The organism is Roseateles sp. P5_E8 (assembly GCF_054177665.1).
In genome coordinates this window covers 1-18013 of record NZ_JBGCUM010000064.1, presented here as the reverse complement: position 1 = coordinate 18013, position 18013 = coordinate 1, and the positions used below count along the sequence as shown (strand labels likewise).

Below are 18013 nucleotides of genomic sequence, written 5' to 3'. Positions count from 1 at the left end.
GCCCGCCGTGAGCCGGCATTGAGGCAAGTTCTTCCGGCCATGCGGAGAAAGAATTTCCGCCCCAGGAGGCTCCGATGTCAGACACCCCAACGCTTCGCCCCTACCAGCTCAGCGACAACCTCGCGGCCGACGGCGGCGCGGTCTTCCTGACCGGCACGCAGGCCCTGGTGAGGCTGCTGCTCGCACAAAAACAAATGGATGAACGCGCCGGGCTGAAGACGGCCGGCTTCGTCAGCGGCTACCGGGGCTCGCCGCTGGGCATGGTGGACCAGCAGCTGTGGAAGGCCAAGAAGTTCCTGGCCGCCGCCCACGTCGAGTTCCTGCCCGCGATCAACGAGGACCTTGCCGCCACCGCCTGCCTGGGCGTGCAGCGCGTGGCGCTGGACCCGCAGCGCACCGTCGATGGCGTGTTTGCGATGTGGTACGGCAAGGGGCCAGGTGTTGACCGCTCGGGCGATGCGCTCAAGCACGGCAATGTCTACGGCACCAGCAAACAAGGTGGCGTGCTCGTCGTCTGCGGGGACGACCACGGCTGCGTGTCCAGCAGCACACCGCACCAGAGCGACCAGGCCCTGCAGGCCTGGAGCATGCCGCTGGTGCACCCGGCCAATGTGGCCGAGTACCTGGAGTTCGGTCTCTACGGCTGGGCGCTTTCCCGCTTCTCGGGCGCGTGGGTAGGCTTCAAGGCGATCTCGGAGGTCGTCGAGAGCGGCATGACGGTGGACCTGGATGCGGTGGCGCTGGACTTCGACAACCCGGTCGACTACACGGCGCCGACCGACCTGCACATCCGCACGGTGGACCTGCCGTCGCTGGAGCTGGAGTCGCGGCTGGCGCACAAGCTGGACGCGGTGAAGGCCTTTGCCAAGGTCAACAGCATCGACAAGCACATCGTCACCAGCCCCGCCGCCACGCTGGGCATCGTGACCGTGGGCAAGGCGCACTACGACTTCATGGAAGTGCTGCGCCGGCTGGACCTGGACCCCAACGCGCTGGCTGCGGCCGGCGTGCGCGTCTACAAGGTGGGCCTGGTGTTCCCGCTGGAGCCGACGCGCATCACCGAGTTCTGCTGCAACCTGACCGACGTGCTGGTCATCGAGGAAAAGGGCCCCGTCGTCGAGCGCCAGATCAAGGAGCTGCTCTACCACCTGCCCGACTTCCAGCGCCCCCGCGTCGTCGGCAAGACGGATGAGAACGGCGCCGCCGTGCTGAGCGCCTTGGGCGAGCTGCGGCCCAGCCGCATCATGGGCACGGTGGCCGACTGGCTGGCGCGGCTCAACCCGGCGCTGGACCGCCGCCACCTCGTCGTCGATTTCCTGACGCCCTGTCTGTTGTCCAACGCGGCGGACGGCGTGCGCCGCCAGCCCTATTTCTGCTCGGGCTGCCCGCACAACACCAGCACCAAGCTGCCCGAGGGCTCGCGGGCGCTGGCCGGCATCGGCTGCCACTTCATGGCGAGCTGGATGGAACGCGGCACGTCCGGCCTCATCCAGATGGGCGCCGAGGGCGTGGACTGGGCGGCGCAGTCGCGCTTCACGACCGAGAAGCATGTCTTCCAGAACCTGGGCGACGGCACCTACTACCACTCGGGGTATCTGGCCATCCGCCAGGCCATCGCGGCCAAGACCAACATCACCTACAAGATTTTGTATAACGACGCGGTTGCGATGACCGGCGGCCAGCCGGTGGACGGCCAGACCAGCGTGCCGCAGATCGCCCGCCAGGTTGAGGCGGAGGGCGTCAAGCGGCTGGTGATCGTGTCCGACGAGATCGGCAAGTACGACGGCCATCACGGCCTCTTCCCCACCGGTACCACCTTCCACGACCGCAGCGAGATGGACACGGTGCAGCGCGAGCTGCGCGAGATCGAAGGCGTGACGGTGCTGATCTACGACCAGACCTGCGCCGCCGAGAAACGCCGCCGCCGCAAGAAGGGCGAGTTCCCCGACCCGCCCAAGCGCATCTTCATCAACGAGGCCGTCTGCGAAGGCTGCGGCGACTGCGGCGTGGCCAGCAACTGCCTGAGCGTGGTGCCCGTCGAGACTGACTGGGGCCGCAAGCGCGCCATCGAGCAATCGAGCTGCAACAAGGACTTCTCCTGCGTGAACGGCTTCTGCCCGAGCTTCGTGTCCGTGCACGAACCCGTGCTGAGGAAGAAGGCCGGCGCCAGCTACACGGCGCAAGACCTGGCGCGCGAACTCGCGGCCATTCAGCCGCCCGCCGCGTGGCACTGGACAGGGCCGTTCGACATGCTGGTCACCGGCGTGGGCGGCACCGGCGTCGTCACGGTCGGCGCGCTGGTGACCATGGCTGCCCACCTCGAGGGCAAGCAGGCCTCGGTGCTGGACTTCATGGGCTTTGCGCAGAAGGGTGGCGCAGTGCTGAGCTTCGTGCGCGTGGCGCCAACGCTGGACCTGCTCAACCAGGTGCGCATCGACACCCAGCAGGCCGATGTGCTGCTGGCCTGCGACATGGTGGTGGGCGCGTCGCCCGATGCGCTGGGCACGATCAAGGCGGCTCGCACCGTCATCCTCGCCAACACCCACGAGCTGCCGACCGCTGGCTTCGTGCGCAACCCGGACGCATCGCTGCAGGCCGACTCGCTGCTGGCCAAGATGAAGTTCGCCGTCGGCGAGCAGGGCGAGCTTGCCACCATCGACGCGCAGGACATCTCGCAGCGCCTGATGGGCGACACGCTGCCCAGCAACATCATCATGCTGGGCGCCTGCTGGCAGCGTGGCCTCATCCCCGTCAGCGAAGCGGCGCTGATGCGTGCCATCGAGCTGAACGGCGTGGCCGTCGACGGCAACAAGACCGCCTTCGCGCTGGGCCGTCTGGCCATCGCCGCACCGGACGCCATTGCGAGGCTGGCCGGCGACGTCAATGTCGTCAAGCTCTTCAACTTCGACCAGCTCGACGACCCTGACGGACTCATCGAGCGGCGTGCCAGGTTCCTGACCGACTACCAGAACGCCGCCTACGCCGACCGCTACCGCTCGCTGGTCGACCGCGTGCGCGGCGCTGAAACGAAGCTCGCCAAGGGCCAACGCCTGACCCAAGCCGTCGCCCGCTATTACGCCAAGCTGCTGGCCATCAAGGACGAGTACGAGGTGGCGCGCCTCTACACCGACGGCCGCTTCGAGGCGGCGATGAAGGATCAGTTCGAGAACTGGGAGCGCCTGAGCTTCCACCTCGCCCCGCCGCTGATCTCGCGCCCCGGCGCCGATGGCCGCGCGAAGAAGATCGAGCTGGGCTCCTGGACCTTCACGGCCTTCAAGTGGCTGGCGAAGCTGAAAGGTCTGCGCGGCACGGCGCTGGACGTCTTCGGCAAGACCGAAGAGCGGCGCATGGAGCGGCAGTTGATCGTCGACTACGAGAAGCTGATGGAAGAGATCCTGGCCTCACTGACGGCGGACAACCTGAACACCGCCGTCGACCTCGCCCGCCTGCCCGAGAAAATCCGCGGCTATGGACATGTGAAGCATGCCAATGTCGTGGCGGTGAAGACCCAGTGGCAGAAGTTGCTCGACCGCTTCCATGGCCGCGCGGTCGAAGTGGTAGCGCAGCCGGTGGCGATGCCGGTGCGGGTCAAGGGTGTGGCGGAGCTTTGAAAAGGGCGGGATCAATGCCCGCCCTCACGGCATTACTCAGCGCCGACGTCGACGCGCGGCAGCCGCGATCAGTGGAAGGCTGCCAATGAGCAACATGCCGGCTGGCAGTTCGGGGACCGGTGCAGCCACCGCGCGGAACGCAAATGCCTCGTTGTAGCTCTGAGGTGCGTGAGCGCCAAACATCGCATCACGCGTGAAGTTCACGAATGCATAGTCAGTGATGTTGTTTTCCTTGCGCATCTGGAAGACGGACCTCCCATCGAACGATTTCAGAATCAGCGCGACGCCGCTGAACTCGTCGGGAGTGAACAACCCTAGCTTCAACCGGCCACCATCCGCATCGAACACGGCGGAAGCTCCCGTTCCGGTGAGGTCCAACGACCAACTTGCATTGCTGCTGTCTAGCGTGACGAGCACGCCGCTAGCGTTGGTCAGCACGGCGCTGAAGCTTGTGCCATTCAGGAACTGCGCAATGGCCGTCGGCGTCGTGAACGTACCGGTGACAGAAGTCGAGATCGCGACCGAGGCCCCCGTAACGCCCATGTAGGAAAACGGGTATGACGAGACGTCATACGTGGTCGCGCCTGCGACGCATGCGGCGCAGGCAAGACTGGCGCCAGTAACCCATGTTCGAATGAAATTAGCTTGCATAGATACCCTCCCTGTTTGCTTTCTATGCCGGTTACCTCGTGCAACCGGCGCGCGATTGTCCGCACTAATCGCGAGACTTTGTGCGCATTCAATTTAACGCTTCCCCCCGCATTCACGGGGAGCACCGGCGCAAAGCGCGCTCTTGCCAAGGAAAACCTTGAGTTGAGTCCTGCGTGCTGGCGGCGCCTGGACTGACAAGCACCGCACGACCCGACCCCTATCTTGGCGACTCCCCCCGACATGGAGTCCGCCATGACCTACCCCATCCTGAACACCCCGGCCCAAGACCTCACGCCCACCCACCCWGACGCCCACAACGCCGACACGCGGCACGACCTCGCGGGCGGCGACGCGGTGGAGAAGATCCGCAACGTCGTGGAGAAGGCCGACACCTGTTTCCTCGTCACCCATGGCGGCGTGCGTCCAATGGGCGTGCGCCAGTGCGACGAGGACGGGACGATCTGGTTCCTGAGCGACAAGCACAGCCACAAGAACGCCCAGATCGACGCCAACGGCGAGGTCGAGCTCTACTTCCAGGCGTCCGAGCATTCGGGCTTCCTGCACCTCACGGGCCAGGCCATCGTGCTGCATGACAAGGCGCTCATCGAGAAGCTCTGGACGCCGTTGGCGCGCGTGTGGTTCCACGACGGCAAGGACGACCCCTGCATCAGCGTCATCCGCGTGCATCCCACGCAAGGCCAGTACTGGGACAACAAGCACGGCGACGCGGTGGCCGGCGTGAAGATGCTGATCGGCGCCGCCTTGGGCAAGCAGTTCGATGACGGCGAGGTCGGCAACCTGCGCCCGTGACCGAAGACGTCAGCGGCTCACCGCGCCCTGCCAAACACCCCGTTTGCTGACGGGGTCGGCATCTCGCCGCGATCAGCAGCCGCGAGATGCCGTTCGATCTCCGCGGCCCAGGCGTCGTCGGGCAGCGCGAGACCGAACTCGACCAGCACCTCCGACAACAAGCGTTCGGTCTCGGCCGGTGGCGCTTGCGAACTCAGGCGGGCCATGCAATGCGAGAGCGCCAGCTCCCATTCGCCTTGGGCGCTGAGTGCCTGGACGGCAGCGGCTGTCGCGGGCGGGAGCAGCGGTGCCACCAGTGCGAAGACTGCGTCGAACCGCTGCTGAGGCGCGTAGCTCGCGCTAGCGGCAAACCGCGCGACGACGCCGAGCGACGCCAATTGAAGGATCAGCCGTCGCGCCGCGGGCGCGGAAGCGGCACTAACGGTCGGGGATTTGCGCTCCAGCAGTGCATCCGTCTTCGCCTGCGCGGCTGCCAGACCCAGCTCGCACGAGGCTTGCAACGCACGCGTGCAACTGACCTTCTGCATGCCAGGCTTCCAGCTGACCAGTTCGACTTTCTGCATGATCAACGCCTCCAGTTACACAGGCTCGTCCCAACCGAGCGCCGCCATGTCCCCGCCGCGATGCACATCGTCCCCCAGCAGGATGAAGTCATCCAGCTGCGGCGGCTTCACCGAGGTGCCGGCCAGCATGGCGTGGGCCTGGCCGCGGTGGTGGGTCTGGTGCATGAAGAGGTGGGCCAGGACCCGCCACACGGGCTCGCGGGGGCCGGCCGCGATACCGGCGCCGCGGTCGAAGGCAACGATGCGGTCCTCGTCGCCCGGCTGCAAGGCCGCGCAGAAGGCGATCAGCTTCTCGTCGCTCTCGTCCTGCCTGGTGGCCAGCTCGGCCGCCGTCTGCGCCGGCACATAACCCGCCCAGATGTGGCGCATGCGCTCGTCGCCTTGCAGGGCGGCGATGTAGTAGTGGTCCACGTTCAGCACATGGTTCAGCGTCAGCGCCAGGCTGGGGAAGAAGCTGGTGCGCGGCGCGTGGAATTCAGCGTCCGACAGCGTTGCTACCGCGCCCAGCACGCGGCGATTGGCGAGGCGGCTGGCGCGGGCCTGGGTCGGGAAAATCGTCATGGCCGGAGATTGTGCGCGGCGGGGCCCCGCGTGGGGCTGACGTGACCGCCCGGACATGTTTCAATCGCCGAGCAACTCCCCCCATAAAGAAGAGAGACCGCTTGCGCATCGGAGACGCATACACCGGGCCCGAGATGGCCAGCCCCGCCGCCTGGATCGCGGCGGCTGTGGTGCTGTCCATCGGCCTGGCACTGACCGCCGGCGGGGTCATCTGGCAGCAGCGCGCGGCCGGCGCCGAGGCACACGCCCAGCAGGAGCGCCAGGTGGAGCGCCTGCAGGCCGACCTGGTCAAGCGGCTGACCATGCCCGTCTACGGCCTCAAGGGCGCGCGCGGCACGCTGGCGGCGCTGGAGGGCAAGTTCAGCCGCCAGGCCTTCGACGCCTATGTCGAGTCGCGCGACCTGGCCAAGGAGTTCCCCGGCGTGCGCGGCTTTGGCTTCATCGAACGGGTTGAGCGCAGCAACCTGGCCCGCTTCGTTGCCGAGCGCCAGCGCGAAGGCACGACCGAATTCAACGTGCATCACACGGGCCTTGAACCGACGCTCTACGTCGTCACCCAGGTCTCGCCGTTCTCGCGCAACTTCGCGGCCTGGGGCCAGGATTCGGGCGCCGACCCGATCCACCGCCAGGCCATCGAGCAGGCCGTCGAGAGCGGCGAGCCGACGCTCTCCAGCATCGTGCGGCTGGTGCAGGACCCGCTGAAGGGCCCGGGCTTCCTGCTGCTGCTGCCGGTCTACCGGCAGGGGCATGACCCGGGCAGGCCGGACCAGCGCCGCGCGTCCCTGCAAGGCCTGCTGTATGCGCCGCTGGTGGTCAACGACCTGCTGCGCGGCGTGACCGAGCCGGTGTCGTCGCTGCTGGACCTGAAGCTGTCGGTGCGCATGCCCGACGGCGAGTTCGGCCCCTTGCTGGTCACGCGCGACGGCCAGGCGCTGACGCCGGCCGAGGCGGAGCAGGACACGCTGGCGGAGTCCCCCACGGCTGAGTCCGTCCACTTCACGGTGGCCGGCCGGGAGTTCCGCCTCGACTCCGCATTGACGCGGGACGCGAACGTGCGGTTGCTGGGCCTGTCCGGCATCGGCATGGGGCTGGGCGGCGCGCTGCTGAGCGTGCTGCTGGCCCTGACGGTCTATCTGCTGGCCGCCGGCCGCGCACGCGCCGAGCAGATGGCGCGCGGCATGACGGCGGACCTGACCCGGCTGGCTGCGGTGGCCAGCCACACCACCAACGCGGTCATGATCACCGACCCCGAGCGCCGCATCACCTGGGTGAACGAGGGCTTCACGCGCACCAGCGGCTACACGCCGGCCGACGCCATCGGCCGGCGGCCCCGCGAACTGCTGCACTCCGAGCTGACCGACGAGGGCACCGTGCAAGGCATGAGCGAGGCGATGAACGTCGGCCTGGGCTGCCAGGTGGAACTGGTGCAGCGCGCCAAGGACGGCCGCGACTACTGGGTCGACATCGAGGCCCAGCCCCTGCACGGCGACAGCGGCGAGCTGAGCGGCTTCCTCTTCATCGCCTCCGACATCACTGCACGCAAGACGCTGCAGGCCCAGGCCGACGAGGCGCGGCAAAGCCTGCTGGACCTCTACGACAACGCACCCTGCGCCTACTACGCGCTGGACACCCAAGGCCGCTTCCTGCAGATCAACGCGCTTGGCCTGAAGTGGCTGGGGTGCACGGCCGAGCAACTCATAGGCCGCGCCAGCCCGGCGGACTTCTTCGACGATGAAGGCCGCGCCCTCTTCAACGAGGCCTTCCCGCGTTTCAAGCGCGACGGCCGGGTGTCGGAGCTGGAGTTCAGCATCAAGGGCCGCCACGGCGAGACACGCCGCGTCAGCCTGTCGGCCACCGCCATCTACGACGCGAACGGCCAATACCTGCGCAGCCGCTCGGTGATGTTCGACATCAGCGAGACCCACCGCATCCGCCAGCAGCTGCACCAGCTCACGCTCGACCAGGAGGCCATGCTGGAGAGCGACCTCGTCGGCATCGCCAAGCTGCGCGACCGCAAGATCACCTGGCGCAACCATGCGCTGGAGCGCATGTTCGGCTTCGGCGAGGGCGAGCTGCTCGGCGTGCCGGTGCGCGACCTCCACATCGACCCGGCCGGCTACGAGACCATGGGCGCCCTGGCCTACCCGCAGATTCGCGCCGGCGGGCGCTTCCGCACGCAGCTGCAGATGCGCCGCAAGGACGGCTCGCTGATCTGGGTGGACCTGGCCGGCGTGGAGCTACCTGGCAGCGGCGGTGAAACGCTGTGGATGATGGTGGACATCACCCAGAGCAAGGCCCACGAGGCGCGCATGGAGCATGCCGCCCTGCACGACGCGCTGACCGGCCTGCCCAACCGCCTGCTGCTGGCCGACCGCCTCAAGCAGGCCATACACGGCGCCGAGCGCAGCAGCCATGTCTTTGCACTCGCCTACCTGGACCTGAACGGCTTCAAGCAGGTCAACGACATCCACGGCCACGACGCCGGCGACGAGGTGCTCAAGGCCGTGGCATTCCGCCTGCACGCCGGCCTGCGCGCCAGCGACACGGTGGCGCGCCTGGGCGGCGACGAGTTCGTCGTGCTGCTCTCCCCCGCCCAGGCGCCGGCCGAGGCGGAGCCGGTGCTGAACCGGCTGCTGGACGCCCTGTCCCAACCCATCACGCTGAGCGGCGGCGCCCAGGTGAGCGTGGGCAGCAGCCTGGGCCTGGCTCATTTCCCCGGCGACGGCCGCACGCCCGACGCGCTGATGCGCCACGCCGACGAGGCCATGTTTGCCAACAAGCGGGCCGGGCGCTCGCGGGCGCTGACGCGCTAGCCGTCACGGGCATGTGTCGACCTCGACACAAAGCAGCAGCAGGGGAGTAACGGGTTTGCAGGAACATCCAGGCATGCGTCGCTTATCTCCTCGCTCATTGCTGCCCGTCGTGCTCGTGCTGATCGCCGCGATCACCCTGCTTGCGCTGGTGCTGGCCGCCCTGCCCGCTCAGGCCGTCACCAACGATGCCGAGGGCGCCCGCGTCATCGTCAAGTTCAAGGCCCTGGGGCCGCTGATGCGCGACGCCCGCCAGCGCGGCGAGCGCGGTCCGCAGCAGGCCGCCACGCTCGCCGGCCGCCATGGTCTTGGCTTGCGCAACGGCCGCATGATCGACGCGCGCAGCCAGGTCGTGTGGGGCGACAGCGCACTCACCTCCGCTGCGCTGGCCGCTCGGCTCGCCCAGGATGCCGACGTGGAATACGCCGTGCCCGACGAGCGCCGCCATGCGCTGGCCCTGCCGAATGACCCGCTGCTGCCCGCCGCCTCGGGCGCGGCCCTGGCCGCCGGCCAGTGGTATCTGCAGCCGGCCGACACGACCTTCATCTCCGCCATCAATGCCGTGGGCGCCTGGGCCTTCACGACGGGCGCCAGCAGCCTCGTCGTCGCCGACATCGACACCGGCGTGCTGCTGACCCACCCCGACCTCGCAGCCAAGCTCCTGCCCGGCTACGACTTCGTCAGCTCGACCACGACGTCGGGTGACGGCGGCAGCCGCGATGCCGACGCCACCGACCCCGGCGACTGGACGACGGCCGGCCAGTGCGGCAGCGGCGAGTCGGCCACCAACAGCAGCTGGCATGGCACGCAGACGTCCAGCATCATCGGCGCGCAGACCAACAACGGCGTCGGCATGGCCTCGGTGGGCTACGACGTGAAGGTCCTGCCCGTGCGCGTGCTGGGCAAGTGCGGCGGGACGGACTCGGACATCATTGCCGGCATGCTCTGGGCCGCCGGCCTGAGCAGCCTGCCGACAAGCAACCCCAACCCGGCCAAGGTCATCAACCTGTCGCTCGGCGGCACCGGAAGCTGCAGCGCGGCCTACCAGGACGCCATCACCCAGCTCGTCGCGGCCGGCGTCACCGTCGTCGTCGCGGCCGGCAACGAGGAAGGCCTGGCGGTGGGCGTACCCGCCAACTGCACGGGCGTCATCGCCGTGGCCGGCGTGCGCCATGTCGGCACCAAGGTCGGCTTCTCCAGCATCGGCGCCCAGGTCGCCATCGCCGCGCCCGGCGGCAACTGCGTCAACCTGAGCGGCACCTGCCTCTACCCCATCCTCACGGCCACCAACACCGGCACGACGACCGCTGGCAGCCACACCTACAGCAACAGCAGCAACTACTCGGTCGGCACCAGCTTTGCCACGCCGATGGTGGCGGGCGCGGCGGCGCTGATGCTGTCGGCCAACCCGTCGCTGAAGCCCGCGCAGATCAAGTCGCTGCTGCAGTCGACGGCACTCAGCTTCCCCGTGCAACCGTCGGGAAGCAGCGTGCCCATCTGCCATGCCCCCAATGCCAGCGTGCAGGACGAGTGCTACTGCACCACCTCCACCTGCGGCGCCGGCCTGCTGGACGTGGGCGCCGCCGTGGCCGCTGCGGCCAACGCCGCCGGGCCTACGGCCGGCATCACGGCCAGCGCGACGACTGTGATCGCCGGCACGACGGTGAACCTGGACGGCAGCGCCTCCACCGCGCCCGGCACACGCAGCATCACCGGCTGGCAGTGGGCCATCACCAGCGGCGCAGGCTTCGCCAGCTTCAGCGGCGCGACCAACGCGGCCACGGCCAGCCTGAAGACGAGCGGCATCGGCGCCGTGACCGTGCAGCTCACGGTGAAGGACAGCACCGGCCAGCAGGCCACCAGCACGCAGGCCATCACCGTCACCGCGCCGGCCGCGCCGACGGTCGGCATCGTCGCCTCGGCCAGCGCCGTGGCCGCCGGCACGCCGGTCAGCTTCGACGGCAGCAGCGCCAAGGCGGCGAGCGGCTTCACGATCACGGGCTACCAGTGGACGGTCAGCGCCAGCCCTGCCAACCTGGCCAGCTTTACCAGCGCCACCAATGCCGCCACGGCGGCGGTGTCGACGCTGGGCAGCAGCAGCGGCACGTTCGTCGTCACGCTGACAGTGACCGACTCGCTGGGCCAGACCGGCAGCGCGAACACAACCGTCACCGTGACTGCGCTGGGGCCCACGGTCAGCATCAGCCCGTCGGCGACGACGGTGACGGCGGGCAACAACCTGACGCTGGACAGCGCCGGCTCCAGCGCGCCGGCCGGTCGCACGTTGACTGGCTACCAGTGGAGCATCACCAGTGGCAGCGGCATCGCCAGCTTCAGCGGGCCCACGACGGGCTCGACGGCCACCGTGGTCACCAGCGCGGCCGGCACGTTCACGGTGCAGTTGACGCTGACCGACAGCGCCGGCGCGCAGGCCACCAAGACGCAGACGATCACGGTGACGACAGCGGCCACGACGACCGGGTCGACCGTCAGTCCGGGCAGTGGCGGCGGTGGCGCGATGTCGGCGGTATGGCTGCTTGCACTGGCCTGCGCGGCAGGCCTCGCCCGCCCCGGCAGCCGACCCACGTCGTCACATGCCTTGCGACTGAGATTGCGATTGCGCGATGCCGGCTGAGTCTGCAACCGGCTCGACGTTGACGCTGACCTTCAGCGTCGCCACGCCACCACCCCGCAGCACGCCACGCAGCGGTGCCACGTCACCGTAGTCGCGGCCCCAGGCAAGCGTGACGTGGTCCAGGCCGGCGGGCACGTCGTTGGTCGGGTCCAGCGCCAGCCAGCCCTGCTCGGGGCACCAGATCTCGGCCCAGGCATGAGAGGCATCGGCGCCGACGAGCTTGGTCTGGCCCGGCGCGGGCCGCGTCAGCAGATAGCCCGACACGTAGCGCGCCGCCAGGCCGAGGGAGCGGCAGGCGGCGATGAAGACGTGGGCGAAGTCCTGGCAGACGCCGCTGCGTTGCGCGAGCGCGTCGGCGGCACGCGTGGCCACCGTCGTGCTGTGCGGCAGGTATCGCAGGTCGGTGTGGATCTGGTGCATCAGCGCCAGCCCGCCTGCCGCCAGCGTGCGGCCGGTGGAGAAGGCGCGGCGACCGTAGGCGGCCAGCGTCTCGTCGGGCGCGGCATAGGTGGAGGCCAGCGCGAACTCGTCGGCGGCCTGCAGCGCACGGCCGGCGCGGTAGCGCAGGCTGCGGGCGACGCTCTCCCAGGCCGGGCCGCGCGTGGGATCGGGCGCGGCCCGCTCCTGCAACTCGGCAACGAAGCGGCTGTCGACGACCAGCTTCTCGTGCACCCGGGCATGGCCGAAGCTGAGGTGGCGGTTGCCCCAGGGGTCGCGGCGCAGGCGGCGGGCCAGCTCGGCGGGGTCCAGCTCCAGGCCCACGTCATCCCAGCCGGTGCCCCAGCCATCGGGCAGCGGGTCGATGTTGAGCCGCCAGTCGTGGATGGCCTGCCAGGCTGTGTGCTGCGGCGCCAGGCAGGCGGCGTGGTGGGCCCATTCCACCGAGTCGTCGTAGGTGTACTCGGTGACGTGATGGACGGCGAGCTTCACCGTCATTGCCACACCCGCTGCTCGGTGCCGATGACGTGGGCGAAGTAGCGCTGGCTGATGAGGCTGGACAGCTCGCCGGCCTGGGCCGCCGCCTGCTTCAAGTGCTCGACGAGTGCCGGCCCCGGCGCGGCCAGGTCGGCCAGCGGCCAGGCCTCGGGCACGGGCAGCTCGGCGGCGATGTCGGCGGCCCAGCCGGGGTCGTGGCGGGCGAGCTTGGCAAAGCGCTCACGCATGGTGCGCGCGACCCAGCCGAGCGAACGTGGGTTGTCGGTGTCATGCACGAGCAGGTGCAGCAACGGCGGCGCCTCGCGGCGCGCCTGGAACTGGGCGCGGTAGGTGATGGTGGAGTCGAACACGCCCAGCAGCAGGCTGAAGCCGTCTTCGGTGAGGGCCAGAGATTGTGTGTGCCCCCAGGTCTGGTCTTCGCCCAGCCCGCCCCCCGAGGGGGTCAAGGAAACTTGGGACGGCCCGGCGTTTCCCTGCTCGAAGCACTCGGCCAGCACCTCGGCGTGAAAGGACAGGCGCTCGAGCTGGCGGCCGATGGACAGCAGCCGCCAGCCGTCGTCGCGCGTCATGCGGTCGGTCTGGGCGCCGGTGATGGCGGCGAGGTGGGTGTCGGCGCGGGCCAGCACATTGAGCACGTCGCTCACCGGCGAGGTGGCACCGGGCCGGTCGAGCACCGCACGCAGGTGCTGTTCGAACTGGGCCGCCGCCTCATGGATGAGGCGCCAGGCCTCGGGCGACAGGCGCTCGCGCAGCGACTGGGCGCAGCCCTGCAGGGCGCGCAGGTTCCAGCCGACGCTGTGCACCGTGGCGCTGGGCAGCAGCGCCGCCAGCAGCGCGCGCTCGAAGCCGCGCGGGTCGTCCTGGGCATGCGGCGCCTCCGCGCCCACCAGGCCGTGGCGGCGCGCCAGCGCGTCCAGCAGTGGCAGCATGGGCGCCGGCATGGCGCCGCGCTGCACCATGACGCTGGCCTCGATGACATGACGCGCGAGACGGGCGCTGTTCTCGGCGCGCTCGGTGTAGCGGCCCAGCCAGAACAGGTTCTCGGCGGCGCGGCTGGTGACCGTCCAGTGCACTTCGCGCAGGTCGGCGGGCAGCAGCGGCTGGGCGATCAGCGTGGTGGGGTCGACCTCGCCGTCGGTCATGACCCAGGTGTCTGCGCTCAAGGAGCCGCGCTGGATGGACAGCCAGGCGTCGGCCAGCGGGTCGCGCTTGGGCGCCACGCGGGTGAGGCCGCCCGGCAGCACGGTCCAGCCGCCCTGGCCATCGGTCATCGCAAAGACGCGCAGCACGGCCACGCGTGGCTCCAGCGCGCCGCGCATCCAGACGGGCTGCTTGGTGGGCTTGACGCGGGCCTGCAGCGTGAAGGCGGTGGGGTCGGCATCGATGCGCGCAGCCAGGGCGCGCAGGTCGTCATCGCTGAGCTCGGCCGCCACGACGGGGGCGAAGTGCTGGGTGGTGCTGCTGGCCGAGAAGGTGGGCACGACGACGAACTCGGCCAGGCGCGGGCGCAGCGTGCGCCAGGCGCTCTCCTCGCCGCACCACCAGCTCTGGATGGCTGGCAGCTTCAGGTCTTCGCCGAGCAGGGTCTCGGCCACGCCGGGCCAGAAGGCGGTGAGGCCGGGGCTTTCCAGCCAGCCCGAGCCGGGCACGTTGGCCAGGATGACCTCGCCGGCGCGCACCGCCTGCAGCAGCCCGGGCACGCCGAGGATGGAATCGGGGCGCAGCTCCAGCGGGTCCAGCCAGGTGTCGTCCACGCGGCGCAGCAGCACGTGCACGCGCTCCAGGCCAGCCAGCGTCTTCAGGTAGACCTTGTCGGCGCGCACGGTCAGGTCGGCGCCTTCCACCAGCGTGATGCCGAGATAACGCGCGAGGAAGGCCTGCTCGAAATAAGTCTCGTTGCGCGGCCCGGGCGTCAGCAGCGCGACGCGGCTGCGCTCGCCGGCGGGCGAGAGCTGGGTGAGTGTGCGGATGAAGTCGCGGTAGCTCGCGGCCAGGCGCTGCACGGCCATCTGGCGGAAGGCCTCGGGGAATTGCTGGGCAATGATGAGGCGGTTCTCCAGCACATAGCCCAGGCCCGATGCGGCCTGCGTGCGCTGGCCGACCACCCACCATTTGCCGTCGGCGCAGCGGGTCAGGTCGAAGGCCAGCACATGCAGGTGCACGCCGCCCGGCGGCTTGGCGCCGTGCATGGCGCGCAGGTATTGCGGGTGGGCCAGCACGAGGGAGGCCGGCAGCAGTCCGTCGCGCAGCAGCTTGCGCTCGCCGTAGGTGTCGGCCATGACGGCGTCCAGCAGCCGCGCGCGTTGGATGATGCCGGCCTCGATGTCGCGCCACTCGTCGGGCTCGATCAGCATGGGCAGCAGTTCCAGCGGCCAATGGCGGGCCAGCGGCGCGCGCTCGGGGCCGCCCTCGCCGGGCAGCGGCGGGCCGTCGCTGTGGACGTTGTAGCTGGCGCCGTCTTCCAGCACGCGGCGCTGCACGCGCAAGGCCTTGGCCGACAGATCCCGCCAGCCAGCCGCCCCACCGGCGGCGAAGAAGCGCTGCCAACGCTCGGCCAGGCCGGCCTGGGGCTCGCCGGCGCGGTTGACCTGGCCGGTCAGTTCGTAGAAATGGCCATCACGGCTGCGCAGCGCGGCGGAAGCGGCCTGCGCCAGTGGATCGGGCGCGGCGGGCTCGTCCGGCTCATCGGGGAGCAGGCTCCACTGGCTGGGCGTGAGCTCGGACATGGGGGTGGTGATCTGGGGTGAAAAGGGATTGTCAAGCAATGTCCAGGCCCCGCCAGGCGGCGAGGGCTGCCGACCACCCCCTTTTTATCGACGGGCCGCTGGCCGCCTGCCTCGGTCACTGGCTGAGGAAGCGGCGCAGCACGCGCTCGGCAGCGGCCGGATCGTCGCGCCAGGCGCCATGGCCAACGCGGGAGAAGCGCTCGAACTGCACCCATGGCGCGGGCAGCGCGGCAACGATCTCTTCGGCGTCCTCCACCGGCGTGACCGGGTCGTCCTCACCGGCCATGACCAGCACCGGGCATTGCGCCTGCGCCAAGCCCGGCCGCAGGTCCATGCCGGGCAGCTCGGTGCGTGTGTGCTCGAACAGGATCTCGGGCTTGAAGATCATCCAGCCACCGGCATCGGGCTTCTTGGGCTTGGTGTTGTAGAGATGGCGGCAGAGCCGCTCGTAAGCCGCCCAGGTGTCCGGGCCGGGGCGTTCCCAGAAGTCGCGCGTGGCCTGCGCCGCGTCCGGCCCGCCCAGGCGACCGAAGCGCTCGATCTTGCGAGCGAGGCCGAAATGGTGCGACGTGCTCGACAGCACGACCTTGGCTGGATGCGCCGGGTGGCGGGCCAGATAGCGCTGGGCAACGAAGCCGCCAAAGCTCTGGCCGAGCACGATGGGCTTGGTGATCCCGAGCGCATCGCAGAGCCGCACGACGTCGTCGGCAAACACGTCGAGCCGCCATTCCTCTGCCGGCCGGGCGTCGCTGCGGCCATGGCCGCGCTGGTCGAAGTAGACAACCTGGCAGAGGTCGACGAAGCGGCTGAAGAAGGGCCGGAAGGCCGTGTGGTCGAAGCCCGGCCCGCCGTGGATGAGCAACAGCGTCGGCTTCTCGCGCAGGCTGCGGCCGTCCGGCACATGACCGAGGCCTTCGATGTCGACGAAGAGGCGGACGCCGGGTTGGATTTCGATGTGCATCGGCGGCGTCAGCCCTGCGCAGGCGAGAGCTGCGGCCGTTCGGGCACGGCTTCGTCCATCACCCCACCTTGCGCATATCCAGCGTGAACGGGAACTCCAGGCTGCGCTGGGGTTCGCCCGCCTCGACCTTGCCCGGCGTGTGGCCCATGGCGGCAAAGCGCGCGAGGCGGCGGCTTTCGGCCTCGTAGGCGTTGATCGGCAGCGTCTCGTAGCTGCGCCCGCCCGGGTGGGTGACGAAGTAGCGGCAGCCGCCCAGGCTCTTGTTCTGCCAGGTGTCGACGAGGTCCACCGTCAGCGGCGCGTGGATGCCGATGGTCGGGTGCAGGGCCGAGGGCGGCAGCCAGGCGCGGTAGCGCACGCCGGCCACGAACTCGCCGACACGACCGGTGGGCTGCAGCGGCAGCGGCAGGCCATTGACAGTCACGCGGTGGCGGGTGTCGACCAGGCCGGTCACCAGTACCTCCAGGCGCTCCAGCGACGAGTCCACGTAGCGTGCCGTACCGCCGAACGAGCCCTCCTCGCCCATCACATGCCAGGGCTCCAGCGCACTGCGCAAGGTCACATGCACGCCGCGCGCGGCGAACTCGCCGTACTTGGGGAAGCGGAACTCGAAGTGCGGCGCGAACCAGGCGGCGTCCATTGCGTAGCCGGCCTCCTTCATGTCCTCGATGACGTCGGCAAAGTCGTCCTGCACGAAGTGGGGCAGCAGCCAGCGGTCGTGCAGTTCGGTGCCCCAGCGCACCAGCGGCGCGCGGTAAGGTGTCTTCCAGAAGCGGGCGACGAGGGCGCGCAGCAGCAGTTGCTGCACGATGCTCATGCGCGCATGCGGCGGCATCTCGAAGGCGCGCAGCTCCAGCAGGCCCAGTCGACCGGTTGCGGAGTCGGGCGAGTAGAGCTTGTCGATACAGAACTCGCTGCGGTGGGTGTTGCCGGTCACGTCGACCAGCACATTGCGCAGCGTGCGGTCAACCACCCAGGGCGGCATCGTCTCGCCGTACTCGGCACTGGCCTTGTGGATCTCGCCCAGCGCGATCTCCAGTTCGCGCAGCTGGTCGTTGCGCGCCTCGTCCACGCGCGGCGCCTGGCTGGTGGGGCCGATGAAGAGGCCGCTGAACAAGTAGCTCAGCGAGGGGTGGTTGTGCCAGTAGGCCAGCAGCGAGGCCAGCACCGTGGGCCGGCGCAGGAAGGGCGAGTCCGCCGGCGTGGCGCCGCCCAGCACGAAGTGATTGCCGCCGCCGGTGCCGCTGTGGCGGCCGTCCATCATGAACTTCTCGCTGGACAGCCGCGTCAGGCGCGCCGCCTCGTAGAGGAACTCGGTGTGGGCCACCAGCTCGCCCCAGTTGTGCGCGGGGTGGATGTTGACCTCGATGACGCCGGGGTCGGGCGTGACCTGCAGCAGCTTGAGGCGCGGGTCGCGCGGCGGCGGGTAGCCCTCCAGCACGATCTTGAAGCCGGTGTCCTCGCAGGCGATCTCGAGGGCCGCGAGCAGCTCCAGGTAGTGCTCCAGCTTTTCGAGCGGCGGCATGAAGACGTAGAGCACGCTGCTGGCCTGGCCCTTGCGCTCGGCCTTGGGGCCGTTGGCGCGGCGCGGGTCGCGCGCCTCGACGCAGAGCGCCGTGCGCGTGAGGCCGCGGGCGCTTTCAAAGCGGCCCGGCGCGCCGGCGGCGGCGTCAGTGCCGGCAGTTGTGCCCGTACTCGTGCCCGTGCCCGCCGCCGTGCCTGCGGCAGCCGCGCCGGCAGCCCCCGCCG

General features: G+C 69.7%; 11 protein-coding genes. 4 read left to right on the top strand and 7 right to left on the bottom strand.

The window, feature by feature from the left end:
- Positions 1-74 precede the first annotated feature (74 nt).
- Positions 75-3611, top strand: a complete 3537-nt coding sequence (locus tag ACXRVZ_RS24070; RefSeq protein WP_458232912.1) for an indolepyruvate ferredoxin oxidoreductase family protein — start codon at positions 75-77, stop codon at positions 3609-3611.
- 36 nt (positions 3612-3647) lie between these two features.
- Here ACXRVZ_RS24070 and ACXRVZ_RS24065 read toward each other — a convergent pair whose 3' ends face one another.
- Positions 3648-4262, bottom strand: coding sequence for a hypothetical protein (locus ACXRVZ_RS24065; protein ID WP_457424660.1), 615 nt, complete (start codon positions 4260-4262; stop codon positions 3648-3650).
- 252 nt (positions 4263-4514) lie between these two features.
- On the opposite strand from ACXRVZ_RS24065, the gene ACXRVZ_RS24060 reads away from it, so the two are divergent.
- Positions 4515-5072, top strand: a complete 558-nt coding sequence (locus ACXRVZ_RS24060) for a pyridoxamine 5'-phosphate oxidase family protein (protein ID WP_457424658.1) — start codon at positions 4515-4517, stop codon at positions 5070-5072.
- A gap of 17 nt (positions 5073-5089) precedes the next feature.
- Here the strand turns inward: ACXRVZ_RS24060 and ACXRVZ_RS24055 are convergent, their stop codons facing one another.
- Positions 5090-5635: a hypothetical protein gene (locus ACXRVZ_RS24055; protein WP_457424656.1), complete on the bottom strand. Its 546-nt coding sequence runs from the start codon at positions 5633-5635 to the stop codon at positions 5090-5092.
- Positions 5636-5650: 15 nt separating this feature from the next.
- A complete protein-coding gene (locus ACXRVZ_RS24050; RefSeq protein ID WP_457424654.1) occupies positions 5651-6196 on the bottom strand; it encodes a DinB family protein in 546 nt (181 codons plus the stop codon).
- Between the two features lie 101 nt (positions 6197-6297).
- Between ACXRVZ_RS24050 and ACXRVZ_RS24045 the strand changes: the two genes are divergently transcribed.
- Positions 6298-9009, top strand: a complete 2712-nt coding sequence (locus tag ACXRVZ_RS24045; RefSeq protein ID WP_458232911.1) for a CHASE domain-containing protein — start codon at positions 6298-6300, stop codon at positions 9007-9009.
- Between the two features lie 73 nt (positions 9010-9082).
- Positions 9083-11641, top strand: a complete 2559-nt coding sequence (locus ACXRVZ_RS24040) for a S8 family serine peptidase (protein WP_458232910.1) — start codon at positions 9083-9085, stop codon at positions 11639-11641.
- Here the strand turns inward: ACXRVZ_RS24040 and ACXRVZ_RS24035 are convergent.
- From ACXRVZ_RS24035 to ACXRVZ_RS24020, 4 genes are all read right to left on the bottom strand, one after another.
- Positions 11597-12577 carry a transglutaminase family protein gene (locus ACXRVZ_RS24035; protein ID WP_457424649.1) on the bottom strand — a complete coding sequence of 327 codons (981 nt, stop codon included), beginning with the start codon at positions 12575-12577 and terminating at the stop codon, positions 11597-11599. The genes ACXRVZ_RS24040 and ACXRVZ_RS24035 overlap by 45 nt on opposite strands.
- The gene (locus ACXRVZ_RS24030; RefSeq protein ID WP_457424647.1) at positions 12574-15303 is read right to left on the bottom strand and encodes a circularly permuted type 2 ATP-grasp protein; all 2730 of its coding nucleotides are present in this window, start codon (positions 15301-15303) and stop codon (positions 12574-12576) included. The genes ACXRVZ_RS24035 and ACXRVZ_RS24030 overlap by 4 nt, the downstream gene beginning before the upstream one ends.
- Before the next feature lie 115 nt (positions 15304-15418).
- The gene (locus ACXRVZ_RS24025) at positions 15419-16264 is read right to left on the bottom strand and encodes an alpha/beta fold hydrolase (RefSeq protein ID WP_457424645.1); all 846 of its coding nucleotides are present in this window, start codon (positions 16262-16264) and stop codon (positions 15419-15421) included.
- A gap of 58 nt (positions 16265-16322) precedes the next feature.
- Positions 16323-18013, bottom strand: a 1691-nt coding sequence (locus ACXRVZ_RS24020) for a transglutaminase family protein (RefSeq protein WP_458232909.1), incomplete at its 5' end; no start/stop codon positions are given.

Coding starts and splice junctions, on each gene's coding strand:
- ACXRVZ_RS24070 (WP_458232912.1), top strand. CDS start 75: ATGTCAGACACCCCAACGCTTCGCCCCTACCAGCTCAGCGACAACCTC.
- ACXRVZ_RS24065 (WP_457424660.1), bottom strand. CDS start 4,262: ATGCAAGCTAATTTCATTCGAACATGGGTTACTGGCGCCAGTCTTGCC.
- ACXRVZ_RS24055 (WP_457424656.1), bottom strand. CDS start 5,635: ATGCAGAAAGTCGAACTGGTCAGCTGGAAGCCTGGCATGCAGAAGGTC.
- ACXRVZ_RS24050 (WP_457424654.1), bottom strand. CDS start 6,196: ATGACGATTTTCCCGACCCAGGCCCGCGCCAGCCGCCTCGCCAATCGC.
- ACXRVZ_RS24040 (WP_458232910.1), top strand. CDS start 9,083: ATGCGTCGCTTATCTCCTCGCTCATTGCTGCCCGTCGTGCTCGTGCTG.
- ACXRVZ_RS24035 (WP_457424649.1), bottom strand. CDS start 12,577: ATGACGGTGAAGCTCGCCGTCCATCACGTCACCGAGTACACCTACGAC.
- ACXRVZ_RS24030 (WP_457424647.1), bottom strand. CDS start 15,303: ATGTCCGAGCTCACGCCCAGCCAGTGGAGCCTGCTCCCCGATGAGCCG.
- ACXRVZ_RS24025 (WP_457424645.1), bottom strand. CDS start 16,264: ATGCACATCGAAATCCAACCCGGCGTCCGCCTCTTCGTCGACATCGAA.